15 protein-coding genes are annotated in these 16,057 nt (G+C 57.9%); 9 read left to right on the top strand and 6 right to left on the bottom strand.

Annotated features, from left to right (window positions below):
• Nucleotides 1–40 precede the first annotated feature (40 nt).
• The 5 genes from AC2FFA_RS10440 to AC2FFA_RS10420 all read right to left on the bottom strand — a co-directional run bounded on the left by AC2FFA_RS10440 (nucleotide 41) and on the right by AC2FFA_RS10420 (nucleotide 4,493).
• A complete protein-coding gene (locus tag AC2FFA_RS10440) occupies nucleotides 41–1,300 on the bottom strand; it encodes a TRAP transporter large permease (RefSeq protein ID WP_299898276.1) in 1,260 nt (419 codons plus the stop codon).
• Nucleotides 1,297–1,830: a TRAP transporter small permease gene (locus tag AC2FFA_RS10435; protein ID WP_299898275.1), complete on the bottom strand. Its 534-nt coding sequence runs from the start codon at nucleotides 1,828–1,830 to the stop codon at nucleotides 1,297–1,299. The genes AC2FFA_RS10440 and AC2FFA_RS10435 overlap by 4 nt, the downstream gene beginning before the upstream one ends.
• Nucleotides 1,831–1,893: 63 nt before the next feature.
• The gene (locus AC2FFA_RS10430) at nucleotides 1,894–2,868 is read right to left on the bottom strand and encodes a TRAP transporter substrate-binding protein (RefSeq protein ID WP_496851618.1); all 975 of its coding nucleotides are present in this window, start codon (nucleotides 2,866–2,868) and stop codon (nucleotides 1,894–1,896) included.
• Nucleotides 2,869–2,891: 23 nt separating this feature from the next.
• Nucleotides 2,892–3,434: a 3-hydroxyanthranilate 3,4-dioxygenase gene (locus AC2FFA_RS10425; protein ID WP_496851617.1), complete on the bottom strand. Its 543-nt coding sequence runs from the start codon at nucleotides 3,432–3,434 to the stop codon at nucleotides 2,892–2,894.
• A 105-nt stretch (nucleotides 3,435–3,539) separates the two neighbouring features.
• Nucleotides 3,540–4,493 carry a dihydrodipicolinate synthase family protein gene (locus AC2FFA_RS10420; protein WP_496851615.1) on the bottom strand — a complete coding sequence of 318 codons (954 nt, stop codon included), beginning with the start codon at nucleotides 4,491–4,493 and terminating at the stop codon, nucleotides 3,540–3,542.
• Between the two features lie 147 nt (nucleotides 4,494–4,640).
• Here AC2FFA_RS10420 and AC2FFA_RS10415 point away from each other — a divergent pair, with 147 nt between their 5' ends.
• The 9 genes from AC2FFA_RS10415 (at nucleotide 4,641) to AC2FFA_RS10375 (ending at nucleotide 15,056) form a co-directional block, all read left to right on the top strand.
• The gene (locus AC2FFA_RS10415) at nucleotides 4,641–5,414 is read left to right on the top strand and encodes an aspartate dehydrogenase (protein WP_496851613.1); all 774 of its coding nucleotides are present in this window, start codon (nucleotides 4,641–4,643) and stop codon (nucleotides 5,412–5,414) included.
• A gap of 2 nt (nucleotides 5,415–5,416) precedes the next feature.
• Nucleotides 5,417–6,382 (top strand): LysR substrate-binding domain-containing protein, encoded by a 966-nt coding sequence (locus tag AC2FFA_RS10410; protein ID WP_496851676.1) that lies wholly within the window; start codon nucleotides 5,417–5,419, stop codon nucleotides 6,380–6,382.
• Nucleotides 6,383–6,463: 81 nt separating this feature from the next.
• A complete protein-coding gene (locus AC2FFA_RS10405; RefSeq protein ID WP_117873415.1) occupies nucleotides 6,464–7,894 on the top strand; it encodes an NAD-dependent succinate-semialdehyde dehydrogenase in 1,431 nt (476 codons plus the stop codon).
• Nucleotides 7,895–8,077: 183 nt separating this feature from the next.
• Entirely contained in the window at nucleotides 8,078–8,227 is a 150-nt protein-coding gene (locus tag AC2FFA_RS10400) for a hypothetical protein (RefSeq protein WP_496718173.1), read from the top strand.
• Between the two features lie 238 nt (nucleotides 8,228–8,465).
• Nucleotides 8,466–9,710: a molybdopterin molybdotransferase MoeA gene (locus tag AC2FFA_RS10395; RefSeq protein WP_496851611.1), complete on the top strand. Its 1,245-nt coding sequence runs from the start codon at nucleotides 8,466–8,468 to the stop codon at nucleotides 9,708–9,710.
• Between the two features lie 288 nt (nucleotides 9,711–9,998).
• Nucleotides 9,999–11,249, top strand: a complete 1,251-nt coding sequence (locus AC2FFA_RS10390; protein ID WP_496851609.1) for a sarcosine oxidase subunit beta family protein — start codon at nucleotides 9,999–10,001, stop codon at nucleotides 11,247–11,249.
• A 12-nt stretch (nucleotides 11,250–11,261) separates the two neighbouring features.
• Complete coding sequence (locus tag AC2FFA_RS10385) at nucleotides 11,262–11,549, top strand: sarcosine oxidase subunit delta (protein WP_496851607.1); 288 nt, start codon at nucleotides 11,262–11,264, stop codon at nucleotides 11,547–11,549.
• A complete protein-coding gene (locus tag AC2FFA_RS10380; RefSeq protein ID WP_496851605.1) occupies nucleotides 11,546–14,500 on the top strand; it encodes a sarcosine oxidase subunit alpha family protein in 2,955 nt (984 codons plus the stop codon). The genes AC2FFA_RS10385 and AC2FFA_RS10380 overlap by 4 nt, the downstream gene beginning before the upstream one ends.
• The gene (locus AC2FFA_RS10375; RefSeq protein WP_496851603.1) at nucleotides 14,493–15,056 is read left to right on the top strand and encodes a sarcosine oxidase subunit gamma; all 564 of its coding nucleotides are present in this window, start codon (nucleotides 14,493–14,495) and stop codon (nucleotides 15,054–15,056) included. Before AC2FFA_RS10380 ends, AC2FFA_RS10375 begins: the two co-directional genes overlap by 8 nt.
• Here the strand turns inward: AC2FFA_RS10375 and AC2FFA_RS10370 are convergent.
• Complete coding sequence (locus tag AC2FFA_RS10370) at nucleotides 15,015–16,046, bottom strand: GlxA family transcriptional regulator (protein WP_496851602.1); 1,032 nt, start codon at nucleotides 16,044–16,046, stop codon at nucleotides 15,015–15,017. The two genes, AC2FFA_RS10375 and AC2FFA_RS10370, sit on opposite strands and share 42 nt — an antisense overlap.
• Nucleotides 16,047–16,057 lie beyond the last annotated feature (11 nt).

Raw genomic sequence — 16,057 nt, 5'->3', positions numbered from 1 at the left:
CTAAGTTTTCAACTGATTACGACCGGAAAACGTATCCAAATCAGATCAGCAGCGTTGACAGGCTTGGAAAATAGCTGAGCAGAAGCAAAACCAAAGTTACCGCGATCAGGAATGGCCAAAGCGATTTCAGGATTGAGCCGGGCGATGTGCCGCTCATGGATGAGGCGATGTACAATCCGATCCCGACCGGGGGTGTCATCAGCCCAAGCACAAGGTTCAGGCAGGCAACAATGCCAAATTGATAGGGGCTGATATCGTATGAACCGGTTGCAATTGGCAGCAGGATCGGAGTGATCAGGATAATCGCGGCGATGCCATCGATCACCATTCCAACCAGCAAAAGCGCCAGATTCACGATTAGCAGGAACACGAACGGGTCCGAAGTGACGGAGGTAATCAGCCCAGCCAGTTGCTGTGGTATTTCCTCATAGATGATGACCCAGCCGAACACGCTGGCTGCCGAGATCATGAACAGGATCATCGAGGCATTGGCCGCCGTGCGTTTGAACATCTGTGCCAGGCTGCCCGGCTTCAGGTCCCCGTAAACCAACCAGCCCACCAAAAACGCGATCAGGGATGCGATTGCGGCGGATTCGGTCGGTGTGGCAATCCCGAACAGAATACCACCTATGATCGACATCGGGATCAGCAGGGCAGGGGCGGCGCTGATCACGGCCTTGATGGTTTCGCTGCGTGTCATCCAGTTCCCTTTCGGGAACTGCTGCCGCCACCCAATCAAGGTAATGACCAAAGCGAATGAAGCAGCCAAGATAAAACCGGGCAGAATCCCGGCAATGAACATGTCACCAATCGGGATCTGTGCCAGTACGCCGAAGATGACAAACATCATCGACGGCGGTATGACCGGAGCCAGAAGCCCGCCTGCGGCAGTCGTGGCAGCGGCGAAACCCTTGTCATAGCCTTCTTCCTTCATCGCGGGGACCATGGCGCGCGACATCACCGCGATCTGCGCCGTCGCAGACCCGATGATTGCCGCCATAAACATGTTTGCCAGCAAGTTGATATAGGCCAGCCCGCCGCGAAACCCGCCGACGAACACCCGGGCCAGCGCGACAAGGCGCCGCGTCATACCGCCTTCGTTCATCAATTCTCCGGTCAACATGAACAGAGGAATTGCCAGAAGGCCGTAATTCTCAAGGCCTCCGAACATTTTCTGCGCGAAGCTGTCATAAAGAACCGTGTTGCCGCTTTCCCAGATGTACCAGATGGCGGTGATCGCCAGCACGATCGCCACGGGCACGGAAAGAAGTAAAGTGGCCAGAAAGACGATGGGGCTCATGGCTGTGCCCCTTGCTCTGGGGTGCTCAGCAGATGCATGGTGGAATGCAGCGTCGCGCCCAGTGCGAAAAGCCACATCACCAACCAGAACAGGTACTTTGGCAGGCCCAGGGTCAATGTCGGCTCGGCATAGATGAAATTGAATGTCTGACCTTGAAATACCGCCACATCGAATCCGTTGCTGGCAATGTCCAGCGGAAGGAACCAGCGCCAGCAGAACCACAGCATCGCAAGGGAAAAAGCAAACACGACCACGTCCACACTCTTGCGGATCAATCGTTTCGCGCGTCCGGGCACGTTGTCGGAAACAATGGAGATCGACACCGAACTGCGATGATGCAATGCGGAAGACGCGCCCAGAAAAGTCATCCAGACCATCGCGTAAATCGCCAGCTCATCAACCCAGAACAGGGCATTGCCCGCCGTGCGCGTCACGACATTCAGCAAAATCAAAACCGTTATGCAGACCGCCAGAAAGGCAGCGCACCACAACTCGACCCGCGCTAAGCCTGCCGACAGCCGATACAACATCGCTGTTCTCCCGTGAAAAAGGGCGCAGGATCGAGCTGCGCCCTCTTCGTCATGTCGTTTTCGTTATTTTGTTTCTGCCGCAGTCTGCCGCAAAGCGTCAAGGGAAGAGGTCTTCTGGGACCAGATCGCATTCCATTCCTCGATTGCGTCGCCGAAGAACGAGGCGTCGACCTTTTTGTAAGCCTTGCCTGTTCCTTCGATCTGCTCCAGCCATTTGGCATCGTTTTCAACGTAAGCATCAATGGTGCTGTCGACATGCTTGGCCATAAGTTCCGCAATCATCGCGCGGTCTTCTTCGGACAAACCAGCCCAGACCTTGGCCGAAACCAGACCGACCATTGGGAACATCATGTGATCTGACTGCACGATCGTGTCGGCGTGTTCATAATATTTCAGTACCCAGATCAGCTCGGCGTCCATGTCTATGGCGTCGACCTGACCATTGGCCAGCGCATCATAGACGGCAGGCAAGGGCATGGGCGTGGGTGCTGCGCCCACCGCGTTGTAGAAATCCAGGATCGGTGTGAAGGGCGTGATCCGTAGTTTAAGGCCCGACAAGTCTTCGGCGGATGAGACCTCGCCACGGCTTACGATCTGACGCAATCCGGCCATCCCATATCCCAGTCCAACGACACCTACCTGCCCTGGCAATGGTTCCAGCATGGATTTGGCGGTGTCAGACCGCAGAATGCGCCCTGCGTGCCCAATGTCACCTGCCAGATAGGGCGCATAAAACGCCCCCAATTCAGGCGCGCGGTTGGAAACCTCGGCCACCGTCATGAAGGCCATGTCCAGCGCTCCGGTCTGCAATTGTTGCAGCATTTCGGCCTCATTGCCCAACTGGCGGGCCGGGAAAACCGATACCGAATGCGCGCCACCACTGGCCTCATTCAACTCAGCCCCGAACGCCTCAGCGGCTTTGGTCCAGATGTGCGGTGGCGGCGTGATCAGACCCAACCGAAACTCTTCGGCGTGAATGGCCACGGACGACAGTGCCAGCGCAGCCGCAGAGGCGGCGATTTTTGCGAAATGTCTCATTACTTCCCCTGTTTGATCTTGTTTTACAACGTGACCCAGCCCTCGGGCGGTTCCTTTCCCGGGTGCACAGCCTGACAATTGGGGCAGGTGCGGTCTTGTTCCGAGGCATAGAACTTCTGATAAACCGGAGGCAGGTCATCAACGATGGACTTTAGCTGCATTTCTGCACGATGCACCAGTGATCCGCATTCGAAACAATACCATTCGATGGCGTCCAGCTCTCCGGTCTGGCGCTTGGGTTCAATTACAAGCCCGATCGAGCCTTCCTGAGGGCGCTGTGGTGAGTGGCGCACATGCGGAGGCAGCAGGAAAACTTCACCTTCACGGATCGGAACATCATAGAACTCCTCTCCGTCATAGATTTTCAGCACCATGTCGCCTTCAAGCTGGTAGAAGAATTCTTCAACCGGATCATCGTGGTAATCGGTTCGCTTGTTTGGCCCACCTACAACGGTAACCATCAGATCGGCATTTTCCCAAACCTGACGATTCCCTACGGGCGGCTTGAGCAGATGGCGATGCTCGTCGATCCAGGTCTTAAAGTTGAACGCTTTCAGTTTTGACATGTCCCACTCCCTATCCTGGAAAGTTTGCCGCGTTTTTCCATAACCGCAAAGAAATTTTCAGCATCTCGCTATCCGATTTCCTTATACTGCTAGGCCTCACCCGGCTCAGACGCGCAGCCCGCTTTCATCAAATGCTTTGCGAATGATCGCTTTTTCCGCGTCGGTCAGTTCCAGCATCGGCGGGCGCACACGGCCACCGACCTGACCCAGCAACTCTTGCCAGTATTTTCCGAATGCAGTGGGTTTGCCCGCAGGACGGGCGCGTTTCATCGCATTGCGGACTGGGTTCAGACTGTCAAAGACACGCCGCGCTTCATCCGCCTGTCCCGCAAAGGCCAGACGTGTGTATTCGTTCATTCTCCGATCGACCGTGCTTTGCAGTTGGTAGGGCGGAGAGGAGCAGAGATACAGCTTCCAGTCCAGTTCCAGTATGTTGTCCAGCCATTCATGTTCGGCCGAAGTCGAGACGTGGATCCTGTCGCCCACCATATGGGTCAGCTTCACGTACATCTCACGCGGAACCGAATACTTAATGGCTACGATATTCGGCAAATCAGCAATGCGGGCGCATTCTTCAGGTTGCATCAAATAGCCGCTGTCAGGATGGCTCCACATGGCGATGCCGATATCCAGCTCATCGCAGAAGCGCTTGTAGTACTGATACAAGACCTCGCCACGATCCTGTACGAAACTCAGAACCGGGGCGTGAAGAACGATGTAATCTGCACCGCAATTCTGGGCGTAATGCGCCAGGTCCAACGCAGTATTCATGTTCTGGTCCGAGACCGAGACGATTACACCGGCTTCGCCTGCGCATTCGTCGACCGCGATTTCGAAGTTACGCTTGCGCTCTTCGATGCTCATTGAAAAAAATTCGCCCTGTTTGCCGGCGACGAACAGGCCCTGGATGTCCAGGTCATCGATCCAATGGCGGATGTTGGCGCGCAGTCCCGATTCATCCAGAGACAGGTCATCATTGAACGGGTTCAATGCAGCTGCCCATATCCCAGTCATATGTTCGCGGGCATAGGCCTTCGCGTCGTGTTTTGAGTACTTCATTTTCACCGTGGTCCCAGTGGCATTGATATGAAGAAAAGCACACTGAGCGGGTCGATCCAGCGCTATTTCAGAGAAATGGCTATCTGAAAAACATATATCACCAACTTACCAATTCAGATTTTTTCAATGCTGGTCTAGGGTCGAGACATGAAGATCGCAGTCATTGGAACCGGCGCAATCGCGCAATATGTGCAGCGCATGTTGCCAGAACATGGGCATGAGTTGGCGGCCATTCTGGTCAGGCCACAGCGCGTTGATCCAAAATCGCCTATGTCAGTCGGTTCGGTTGATGACCTGCCGGCCGGAATCGAAGTGGTTCTGGATTGCGCGGGGCACGAGGCATTGGCCGGGTTGGGTCCGGAAATTCTGGCGCGAGGGCTGGATATCATCAGTGTCTCTGCCGGGGCACTTGCGGATCAGCAGGTCAGTGGCCGGCTGGACAGGGCCGCGCGAAAGGGTGGGGCTCGGCTGCATCTGGCAAGCGGTGCCATAGGCGGGCTGGACTGCCTCAGCGCCGCAGCGGTCGGTCCGCTCAAATCCGTTACATATGTGGGGCGCAAGCCGCCGGCGGGGTGGAAAGGATCACTTGCTGAACACAGTCTCGACCTCAGCAATATCACCGCGGCTGAAACTCATTTTCAGGGTTCCGCGCGAGAGGCGGCTTTGGCTTACCCCAAGAACGCAAATGTCGCCGCTGCCGTCGCCTTGGCAGGTGTGGGATTCGACAGCACACAGGTTCGTCTGATCGCCGATCCGACGATCCACAAGAACATTCACGAGGTCGAGGCCGAAGGTGATTTTGGCACTTTTCAGTTTAGGATCAGCGGAACCGCGCTGCCCGACAACCCGCGAAGCTCGGCGCTTGCGGCCATGAGCGTGCTGTCCAAGCTGGATCAGCTTTGCAAGCCGATTGTGCTGTAGCCATGGTGGGGCGTCATTCTCGCATCGTGGACCGCGCCTTGACCCGTCTGAAACTGCGACAACTGCGTCTGCTGGTCGCGGTGGGCGCGCATGGAAACATTCAGAATGCCGCGCGGGAGTTGGGAATATCTCAACCAGCAGCAACCAAGATGATTCAGGATCTTGAGCTGGACTTTGAAATCAAACTGTTCACACGCACCAATCGAGGCGTTGTGCCAACCGTTTTTGGCGAAACTCTCATACGTCACGGGAAACTGATATTTGCACAGGTTTCAAATGCCGCGCAGGAACTGGACGATCTGAACGAAGGAAACTCCGGCCGTGTCGTGGTGGGCACGTTGCTTGCGGCGTCCACCAGCCTGCTACCTGCCGCCATTGAACTGCTGCTGGAAGACCGCCCGAACGTCGCGGTCAAGATCAGCGAAGGGACCAACGAGGTACTTATGCCTCGGCTTCTGTCGGGTGAGATCGACTTGATTGTAGGACGTCTGCCGTCGCACCGGCATCGTGACAAGATTCGGCAGGAAAAACTGTTCGAGGATCGGATATTGGCCATTGTAGGCCCTCGGCACCCACTGGCGGGCCGGGACGCCGTGACCTTTGCGCAAACCAAACCGTTTGGCTGGATCCTCCCCCCGCAAGAGACAACGTTGCGACGTCAGGCGGATCATTTTTTTGTCGGTCAGCAGCAATATGTGCCACCGGTCGCGATTGAATCCGTGTCCTATCTGACGAACCGGGCGCTGCTGCAATCACGTGACCTGATCGGCCTAATGCCTGCCGAGGTCGTCGCCCAGGATATCGAAAACGGGCATCTTGCCCAGCTCGCCTGGGTGGTTCCGTTTGGGCAGGGGCCAATAGGAGTTTCCTTCCGTGCGGACGACGATTTGTCGCCTGCGGGGCGAGCTTTCAAAACGGCTCTGCATCGCGCGGCGCGGAGCAGACAGACCAGATATTCGCCAAATTGATATCCGTATTCGCGCTATGCGCTTGAAGTAATACGAGGCATCGAGCGATCAAAAATCAAGGCAAACGGAGGCCCCGATTTCATGTATCCAGAGCTCAAGCTTTTCATCGGCGGCACGTGGCGAAAAACCGGTCGCGATATCCCGGTTGTCAACCCGGCGACCGAGGAAGAACTCGGTCGATTGCCTTGCGCATCGGTGAAAGACCTGGACGACGCGCTGCAAGCGGCCGTCGAAGGCTTTCGACTGTGGCGCCGTACACCGCCGCGTGAGCGTGCGGATACGATCCTGCGGGCGGCAGCCCTCATGCGTCAGCGACAGGAAGAAATCGCGCATTCCATCACTCTGGAACATGGCAAACCCCTAAAGCAGGCCCGGCTGGAGGTCATTCGCGGTGCCGAGTTCTTTGAATGGGATGCGGGCGAGGCGATGCGGACCTATGGGAGGATCATTCCGGCAGCTCAGGGTCACAAGTTTGCAGTTCATCACCAGCCTGTTGGCGTTGTCGCCGCGTTCTCGCCGTGGAACTTCCCCATGAGCCAACCTGCCCGGAAAATCGCCGGTGCTTTGGCCTCTGGCTGTTCGGTGATCCTGAAGGCTGCGGAAGAAACGCCAGCCGGAGCTTTACACATAGCAAAAGCGTTCGAAGATGCCGGTCTGCCTCCGGGGGTTCTGAATTTGGTGTTCGGTGAACCGTCCGAGATATCCGGCCACCTGATCCCGCAGGACCCCGTTCGCTTGGTAGCCTTCACAGGCTCGACAACCGTTGGGCGCCATTTGACCACTTTGGCGGCCCGGCATGACACCCGAGTGCTTATGGAGTTGGGCGGCCACGCGCCGGTCATTGTTTGCGAAGATACGGATGTGCAATCAGCTGCTGTTTCAAGCGCGGTGCGCAAAACGCGCAATACCGGTCAGGTCTGCACGTCGCCAACCCGTTTTTTCGCGCATGAGAGTATATTTGACGCCTATGCGGCTGGGTTTACCGCGCGGGCTAAAGCCACAGTCGTCGGCAATGGGCTTGAAGCAACGGTTGAAATGGGCCCAACGGCCAACGACCGGCGCGTGCCGGCTTTGACAGAACTGGTTGAAGACGCGGTGGCACAGGGGGCAACGCTTGCCACCGGCGGATCGCGGCTTGGTGAACGGGGATATTTCTTTGAACCCACGGTGCTATTGAACGTTCCCGAAACGGCGCGGATCATGCGCGAGGAGCCGTTTGGACCGGTTGCCGTGATCAATTCGGTGGCTTCGCTGGATGAGGCAATCGATCTGGCGAATTCAGTTCCCTACGGTCTGGCCGGATACGCTTTCACCAACCGGGCGGATTACATCGACCGTCTGATCGACGAGGTCGAGGTCGGCAATCTGTCGATCAACACACTTGAAGCATCCATGCCTGAAACACCCTTTGGGGGCGTGAAATCCAGCGGCTATGGTCGGGAAGGCGGAACCGAAGGCCTTGAGAATTACATGACGGTCAAGAACGTCTGGCATTCGGCTAAGATCATCTGAAAAAGAGATCCCGATCCTCGTGCTCGTTCACTTTTTCATGGCCGTGCCAGGCTTTTTTCTTTCGAAACCGACCAAAGGGCAACGCAACGAACAGTGCGCGGCTTCGGTTGTGATTTCAGAACCTGTGGAAGCAGCAGAGGCGGCCATAGTGCCTTTGCTGACAAAGGCCCCGAACGGCGGGTCATGACCTATGTCAATGACAGTACGCCTGACGTGATGTCCATTGGCCGGGAATTTCTGGCCGGACTGTGCGACAATAACCATCGCTCCCTTTTGCCGGTGGTGATCAGCGTTCTGGCTGACCTGCTGGGGGATTTCTGCCGGGCGGCCTGAACTCCGGAGGGACAGATGAATGCTTCGCTGAAACTAACTGCAGCAATCTTTACCGGACTCTGGGTCTTTGCCCACGCTGCATCGGCCAAGGTTATCTCCGAGGCCGTTGCAATACATCAGAGCATCGACCCGAAGGCGGACACACCAATCCTCGCCTTTCGGTTTGAGCTGAGGTCACCGCAAATCCCTGCCGGGGCTACAGGGCTCCAAGACTTCTTTGCATATTTGGAGGATCAACATGGCTGATGGATGTGCATGTGACCGCCAGGCCAACGTGTATTTGAGTGTAGATCACGCCCTTGAGCGCGGTCTTTCTGTGGCCGATCCTCTTACTGAAACCGAGACTTTGCCGCTGAAACAGGCGATAGGCCGGGTTCTGGCCGAGGATTGCACCAGTAAGGTCGACATGCCCGCCTTCGACAACTCTGCCATGGATGGCTATGCCATCCGCACCAGAGATCTGGGCGACGGACCGGTATTCGAACTTCCCGTGGCCGGACGCGTGGCTGCGGGCGACCCCGGCGACCATGATGCACCCGAAGGCAGCGCTTTGCGCATCTTTACGGGGGCTCCTGTGCCGCCTGACTTCGATGCTGTGCTGATGCAGGAAGATTGCGATCTCGTGATCGACAGGGTTCGATTCAGCCGCCGCCCCAAACCCGGCCAGAATATCCGGCGTGCGGGGGAAGATCTTCTTGCTGGGGGTCCGATCCTGCAGCGCGGCTGCGAAATTGGACCGCGTGAGGTGGCAGCCCTGGCATCCGCCGGGTACGGCGAGGTCTTGGTGTTCCGAAAACTGAAGGTTACGATCTTTTCGACAGGTAGCGAGCTGCGCCAACCGGGCGAACCCCTTGGCCTCGGCCAAATCTACAACTCGAACCGTTATATGCTGCTGGCGTTGTTGCAAAAACCCTGGATCGAACTGAACGACCGGGGGCCGGTCGAAGATGACCCGGCCCGTCTTGGACGGGTTCTGCGCGAGGCATGCGATACCTCGGATCTGATCGTTACAACCGGGGGAGTGTCCGTAGGGGATGAAGATCACATGCCCCGACTGTTCAGCGAGATCGGCGGCGAAACCGATGTCATGAAAGTCGCGATGAAGCCAGGGAAACCGGTCATGTTCGGGCGGCGCGGACGTGCTCTCTATGTTGGTCTGCCAGGCAACCCGGTTTCGGCTTACGTGACATGGCAGATAATCGGATCACAGATGATGGCGCGCCGCGCGGGTCTGCGTCACATGCCTCAGACACCTGTTCAGGCGGTGCTGGCCGAACCCTTGCAGCGTCACGCGGGTCGGCAGGAATATCGACCGGTCCAGATTGACGGCACCTCGCCGGATGGCCTTCTGAGGTTGCGCCTGATGGCACCATCCTACAGTGGCCGTGTGGCTTTGCTGGCGCAGGCAGACGGGTTGGTGACCATACCGGCAGAGGCCGAGGACCTGCCCGCAGGGCATACGCTTGAATTGTTGCGGTTCTGATCCCCTCACACGCGGCGGTGCCTTTGGCGTTGTAACAGCAACCCCGCAATCACGGAAGACAACCGGACGATGGCCGGGCGGCTTCGCATGGAACGTTGATCTTCGCGCGATGGCTGCACGGGCCCGTCACCCATGCATTGGTAATTTGCTCAGTCGTCCAACAGTCTATCCGAACACGAGCCTGAAAATTGTCGCAACTGATAAACTCCGTGACGGATTACGCCGTGACTGAGTCCGTTCAGGTGGCTCAAGATGCATCGACGCACAAAGGGTTAAGGACTCATCCATATGCGGTATTCGGCACTCGCGATCATGCGGCAGGTTTTGAACGGGCACCGGGGCTGGACACCGGCATGGCGCGATCCCGAACCTCAATCAAGCTATGACTTCATCGTGATTGGCGGCGGCGGTCATGGCCTTGCGACGGCATACTATCTGGCCAAGGAACACAACGCCGCAAGAGTGGCCGTTCTGGAAAAAGGCTGGATCGGCGGCGGTAACGTGGGGCGGAACACGACGATCATTCGCGCCAATTACCTGTTGGAGGGCAACCAGCCTTTCTATGAACTGTCGCTGAAACTGTGGGAGAACCTGGAGCAGGACCTGAACTACAATGCGATGGTCAGCCAGCGCGGTATTCTGAACCTTTGTCACACGGATGCGCAGCGAGACGCGTATCGCCGCCGTGGCAATGCAATGATGTTCACCGGTTCTGGGGCCGAACTTCTGGATACGGACGGCGTTCGCGCGATGTATCCGTTCTTGAACTTTGACGATGCGCGCTTTCCGATCAAGGGCGGTCTTTTGCACCGTCGTGGCGGCACGGCGCGTCATGACGGTGTGGCCTGGGGCTATGCCCGTGCCGCGGATCAACGGGGTGTCGACATCATCCAGAATTGCGAAGTCACCGGGTTCCGCATCGAAAACGGAAAACTGCTGGGTGTTGAAACCACACGGGGATATATCGGTGCCAAGAAGGTGGGCGTGGCGGTGGCCGGTTCTTCCGGCCGCGTGATGGCTCAGGCGGGAATGCGTCTGCCGATCGAAAGTCACGTGCTACAGGCCTTTGTGACCGAAGGGCTGAAACCGGTTCTTGACGGGGTGATAACTTATGGCGCCGGACATTTCTATGTCAGCCAATCGGACAAGGGCGGGCTGGTCTTTGGTGGCGATATCGATAGCTATAACACCTATGCCCAACGCGGCAACCTGCCTGTGGTTGAGGATGTGGCCGAAGGTGGTATGTCCCTGATGCCGATGATCGGTCGCGCGCGCCTGCTGCGGATGTGGGGCGGCGTGATGGATATGTCGATGGATGGCTCGCCGTTCATAGATCACACCGGAATTGACGGGCTCTATTTCAATGGTGGCTGGTGCTACGGCGGTTTCAAGGCAACGCCAGCATCTGGTTTTTGTTTCGCGCATCTGATGGCCACTGACCGACCGCATGAAGTTGCAACTGCCTATCGTCTGGACCGGTTCAAAACCGGACGGATGATTGACGAAAAAGGCGTGGGCGCACAGCCCAACCTGCACTGAGGAGGCCCGGACATGATCATAAATCATCCATTGCTTGGCCCGCGAGACGCATCCGAATTCACCTATCTGGGTGACGCGAGCCTGATCAATCGGCCCGACTGGCAATCAGAATCGGCTGCCGCAGAGTTTCACGACTATCTCTACCTGCGCGACAACCCCGCAGGAACCCATCGTGAGTTGTGGTTTCACGAGCAGGGCGACCGCTCGTGGCTTGTTGTGACACGCAACACGCTGACCCATGAAATTCTGGCAACAGAACTGGCGCGGGATGTAGCCCGCAAGACGGGGCGGGGAAGATGACCCAGAGCAATCGTTTGCAGGGCGGTCTGATCGACCGGTCCAAAAAACTGCGCTTTACCTTCGATGGCAAATCCTACGAAGGTTATCAGGGCGACACGCTGGCCTCGGCTCTGCTGGCCAATGACGTACGGTTGGTTGGCCGCTCGTTCAAATACCACCGCCCACGCGGTGTGCTGGCCTCGGGCTCGGAAGAACCCAACGCGCTGGTTGAGCTGCGCACAGGCAACCGGCAGGAACCGAACACACGCGCGACCACAATTGAATTGTTCGACGGGCTCGAGGCGACATCGCAGAACCGCTGGCCCTCGCTCGCCTTCGACGCGCTGTCAATCAATGACCAGTTCTCACCGTTTTTGACGGCGGGTTTCTATTACAAGACCTTCATGTGGCCCAAGGCGTTCTGGGAAAAGCTCTATGAGCCGATGATCCGCAAGGCGGCCGGTCTGGGCAACCTGACGAAAGAAGCTGACCCGGACATCTACGACAAAGGCTATTTGCATTGCGACGTACTGGTTATCGGAGCCGGTCCTTCTGGCCTGATCGCAGCCTTGACGGCGGCGCGGTCTGGCGCGCGGGTCATTCTAGCCGACGAGGACAGCCGGATGGGTGGGCGTCTGTTGTCTGACTGTGACCGGTTCGAGGGCATTTCGAATGCGGATTGGGTCGCGCAGACACTGGGAGAGCTGGCGTCGATGGACAATGTGCGCCTTCTGACGCGCACCACTGTGTTCGGCGCCTATGATCACGGCATCCACGGCGCGCTTGAGCGGGTCTCGGATCACCTTGCAGTGCCCGAAGCGGGGAAACCACGCCAGATTCTGTGGCGCATTTACGCGAAGCACTCGGTGCTTTGTGCCGGCTCTACCGAACGTCCGATTGCTTTCGAAAACAACGACCGACCGGGCATAATGCTGGCGGGCGCGATGCGGGCCTATGCAAACCGCTGGGCTGTGACACCGGGCAAGCGCGTGGCGATCTTCACCAACAACGATGAAGGACACCGCGCCGCGCAGGATCTGATCAAAGCCGGGATCAAGGTTGTCACTGTTATCGACCCGCGCCGCGATGCACCGCGCATCGCCGAATGTGAATTGCTGGCCGGTGCGCAAGTCATCGGCGCGCAGGGGCGTCTGGGGCTGAAATCGATCACCGTGCAGATGGCCGATGGTCAGACCCGCCCGATTGAAGTCAGCGGTCTGGGCGTTTCGGGTGGATGGAACCCGAATGTGCAACTGACATGCCACCAACGCGGTCGCCCGCAATGGTTCGAACCGCTTGCAGCCTTCATCCCGCCGGCCGAGTTGCCGAAGGGTATGGTTGTCGCCGGTGCCGCCGCTGGCAACCTGACCAGCCACGGGGCGATCGCCTCGGGCACCAATGCGGCACTTGCGGCGCTGGACGGATTGGGGATCACGGCCTGCCCGGTCGACCTGCCGGAAGCTGAGGATGATGCGATCCGTATCACCCCGTTCTGGAACGTGCCCGGCAAAGGCCGCGCCTGGCTGGATTTCCAGAATGACGTGACCGTAAAGGACGTCAAACTGGCCGAACAGGAAGGGTTTCGCAGTGTCGAGCATCTGAAACGCTATACAACTCTTGGCATGGCGACCGATCAGGGCAAAACCGCGAATGTCGGCGCGCTGGCCGTGATGGCCGAGATCACCGGTAAGAGCATTCCCGAAACCGGCACAACCATCTTCCGGCCACCTTACACGCCTGTGGCGATGGGCGCCTGGGCCGGGCGCTCGGTCGGGAAAGAGTTCAAACCTACGCGACTGACGCCCAGCCACCAATGGGCTGAAGAACAAGGCGCGGTATTCGTCGAGGTGGGCCCTTGGTTGCGTGCGCAGTGGTTCCCCAAGGCTGGTGAAACCCATTGGCGCGAGTCGGTGGACCGCGAGGTTCTGGCAGTACGCAGCGGTGTCGGCGTCTGCGACGTGACCACGCTGGGCAAAATCGACGTGCAGGGCGCGGATGCCGCGGAATTCCTCAACAAGATCTATTGTAACGGCTTCGCCAAACTGCCGGTGGGCAAAACCCGCTATGGCCTGATGCTGCGCGAAGACGGCATAGCCATGGATGACGGCACCGCCGCCCGCCTGGCCGAGGATCACTTTGTGGTCACCACCACAACCGCAAACGCGGTTGGTGTCTATCGCCACATGGAGTTCGTGCATCAATGCCTGTTTCCGGACATGGATGTGCAGATGATCTCGACCACCGACGCCTGGGCGCAATATGCCATAGCGGGCCCGAAATCCCGTGAGTTGCTGCAAAAGGTCGTTGATGATGGCTATGACATCAGCAACGAAGGTTTCCCCTTTATGGCGTGTAGCGAGGTGACCATTGCCGGGGGGGTCCCGGCGCGGCTGTTCCGCATCTCGTTCTCGGGCGAGTTGGCCTATGAGCTGGCTGTGCCTACCCGGTACGGTGACGCGCTGATCCGACATTTGATGGCGCTTGGAAAGCCCTTTGGCGTAACGCCGTATGGCACCGAAGCGCTTGGCGTTCTGCGGATTGAAAAGGGCCATGCCACCGGAAACGAACTGAACGGAACCACCAGCGCCCACAATCTGGGCATGGGGCGCATGGTCTCAACCAAGAAAGAAAGTATCGGTGCGACGCTCAGCGCACGCGAAGCTCTGACGGATCCGGATGGCCTGGCTTTGGTCGGCATCCGGCCGGTCAACAACGCCGATACCGTGCTGGCCGGTGGCCATGTGTTCGACGAGGATGCGCCACACCTGCCGGAAAACGATCTGGGCTATGTCACATCGGCTGCCTATTCGCCGCACCTGTCCAGCAGCATCGGCCTGGCCTTTGTAAAACGCGGGGCGCAGCGATTGGGCGACACCGTGCAGATTGTCAGCCCGGTGGATGACACCAACATCAAAGCGACGCTTGTCAGCGCGCATTTCGTTGACCCCGAAGGAGAACGGCTCCGTGCGTGAGTTTGTTGCCAAGACCGCCATTGGCGGCACCGAACCAAAACGGGACGTGGTCGGACCTCTGACCTTTCAGGAACGAGAGGATGTGGCACTGGCATCCGTTTCGGCCAGACTGGGACAAGAAGAGGCTGTGAAGGCCAGGCTTCAAACCGTTTGTGGAGTCCCGGCGCCTGACGCGGGGCAATGGGAACAGGGCGAAACCAGCAGTCTGCACTGGTTGGGCCCGGATCAGTACCTGTGCGAAGAAACATACACAGGCCCATTGGAGCCGGCCCGGAGGATGGCGGTCGAATTCGCTGGCATAGCGTCCGTGACCGATCAGTCGGACGTGTTTACACGCATCGACATGACCGGGCAGGGTGCCATCGATCTACTGCAACGCTTGACGGTTCTGGATGTCGAGCAGATGCAGGCCGGAGCCTTCAACCGCACTGCAATCTATCATGTGGGATGCCTGTTGCGCTGTAATGAGGCAGGAACGGATTTCTCGATCTACGCGCCACGCAGCTACGCGATTTCAGTTCACCACATGCTGACCGAGGTGGCCAAAGCCCTTTGACGGACGTTGACCAAAGGACAAGGCCGCGTGTCTTGCACCGCGGCTTCTTTCCTTGCGCTCTTGTGTTGGAGGCAGGCCGAATTCCCGCCGGTAATTGCTTGAGAAGGAACTGGCGCTGTCATACCCGACCGACAGCGCGATTTCCTGCAGGGACTGGTCGGTATAAAGCAGCTTCTGCCGCGCCGCATCCAGCCGCAATCTGCGATAATACCCACCGGGGCTGATTCCGGTTTCTTTTTTGAAATGCCGTTCCAATTGCCGCATGGACATACCAACGAGTTTCGAGACCTGCTCGATTGAGATCTTGTTTTCGATATTGTTTGCAAACAGCTCGATGGCCCGCCGAACCGGGCGTGGCAGGCCATTCCGGGTTTGATCTTTGCTATACCCCGGCAGAACCTGCAAAGTACCTGCATCGCGCAAAGTCGCGTATTGAAACCAGCAGGCCGTTTCGACGGCAACCGTATCGGATACCTCATCCGAAATTACGCCCAGCATAAATTCAAACACCGCCGAAGTTCCGGCAAACGACATTCGGTTGCGATCTATGGTATAGAGCGTGTCACACAGGGTCACTCTGTCAAATTGTTCTTTCAAAGCAGCAGTATAGCAGAAATGCGCGCTACAGCTGTAACCATCGAAGAACCTCTCTTCCGCCAGCGCAAAAAGTGAACCGCTGACGGAACCGATCCGCACGCCATGGGACAAAAGCCGTCGCAGCGCTCCGCCTGACGCCTTGCGATCCCTGAACCGGGTTGACGCCCCGGCAAAGACCAATACCACATCGGTCTCATCCACCTCGGACAATGCCTTGTCGGGATTGAAGCTGAGGCGTGAGCTGGACATGACCGGTTGCCCATCTTCTGATACGACGGTCCAGCCAAGACCATCCCTGCGGCTGATCTCATTGGCCACGCGTAACGGGTCAATGGCCATGGACAGGGCAGCAACCGGGAAATCTTCAAGGCATAGAAATGTGAAATGAGTCATGCTTTGTCTCT

Source organism: Ruegeria sp. YTSB088 (genome assembly GCF_059609825.1).
Note: the sequence above shows the minus strand (reverse complement) of the source record. Positions and strands in the feature narration are given on the sequence as shown.

Bases quoted from the DNA above. Each gene is read 5' to 3' on its own strand.
- AC2FFA_RS10440 (WP_299898276.1), bottom strand. From the start codon at position 1,300: ATGAGCCCCATCGTCTTTCTGGCCACTTTACTTCTTTCCGTGCCCGTG.
- AC2FFA_RS10435 (WP_299898275.1), bottom strand. From the start codon at position 1,830: ATGTTGTATCGGCTGTCGGCAGGCTTAGCGCGGGTCGAGTTGTGGTGC.
- AC2FFA_RS10430 (WP_496851618.1), bottom strand. From the start codon at position 2,868: ATGAGACATTTCGCAAAAATCGCCGCCTCTGCGGCTGCGCTGGCACTG.
- AC2FFA_RS10425 (WP_496851617.1), bottom strand. From the start codon at position 3,434: ATGTCAAAACTGAAAGCGTTCAACTTTAAGACCTGGATCGACGAGCAT.
- AC2FFA_RS10420 (WP_496851615.1), bottom strand. From the start codon at position 4,493: ATGAAGTACTCAAAACACGACGCGAAGGCCTATGCCCGCGAACATATG.
- AC2FFA_RS10415 (WP_496851613.1), top strand. From the start codon at position 4,641: ATGAAGATCGCAGTCATTGGAACCGGCGCAATCGCGCAATATGTGCAG.
- AC2FFA_RS10410 (WP_496851676.1), top strand. From the start codon at position 5,417: ATGGTGGGGCGTCATTCTCGCATCGTGGACCGCGCCTTGACCCGTCTG.
- AC2FFA_RS10405 (WP_117873415.1), top strand. From the start codon at position 6,464: ATGTATCCAGAGCTCAAGCTTTTCATCGGCGGCACGTGGCGAAAAACC.
- AC2FFA_RS10400 (WP_496718173.1), top strand. From the start codon at position 8,078: ATGACCTATGTCAATGACAGTACGCCTGACGTGATGTCCATTGGCCGG.
- AC2FFA_RS10395 (WP_496851611.1), top strand. From the start codon at position 8,466: ATGGCTGATGGATGTGCATGTGACCGCCAGGCCAACGTGTATTTGAGT.
- AC2FFA_RS10390 (WP_496851609.1), top strand. From the start codon at position 9,999: ATGCGGTATTCGGCACTCGCGATCATGCGGCAGGTTTTGAACGGGCAC.
- AC2FFA_RS10385 (WP_496851607.1), top strand. From the start codon at position 11,262: ATGATCATAAATCATCCATTGCTTGGCCCGCGAGACGCATCCGAATTC.
- AC2FFA_RS10380 (WP_496851605.1), top strand. From the start codon at position 11,546: ATGACCCAGAGCAATCGTTTGCAGGGCGGTCTGATCGACCGGTCCAAA.
- AC2FFA_RS10370 (WP_496851602.1), bottom strand. From the start codon at position 16,046: ATGACTCATTTCACATTTCTATGCCTTGAAGATTTCCCGGTTGCTGCC.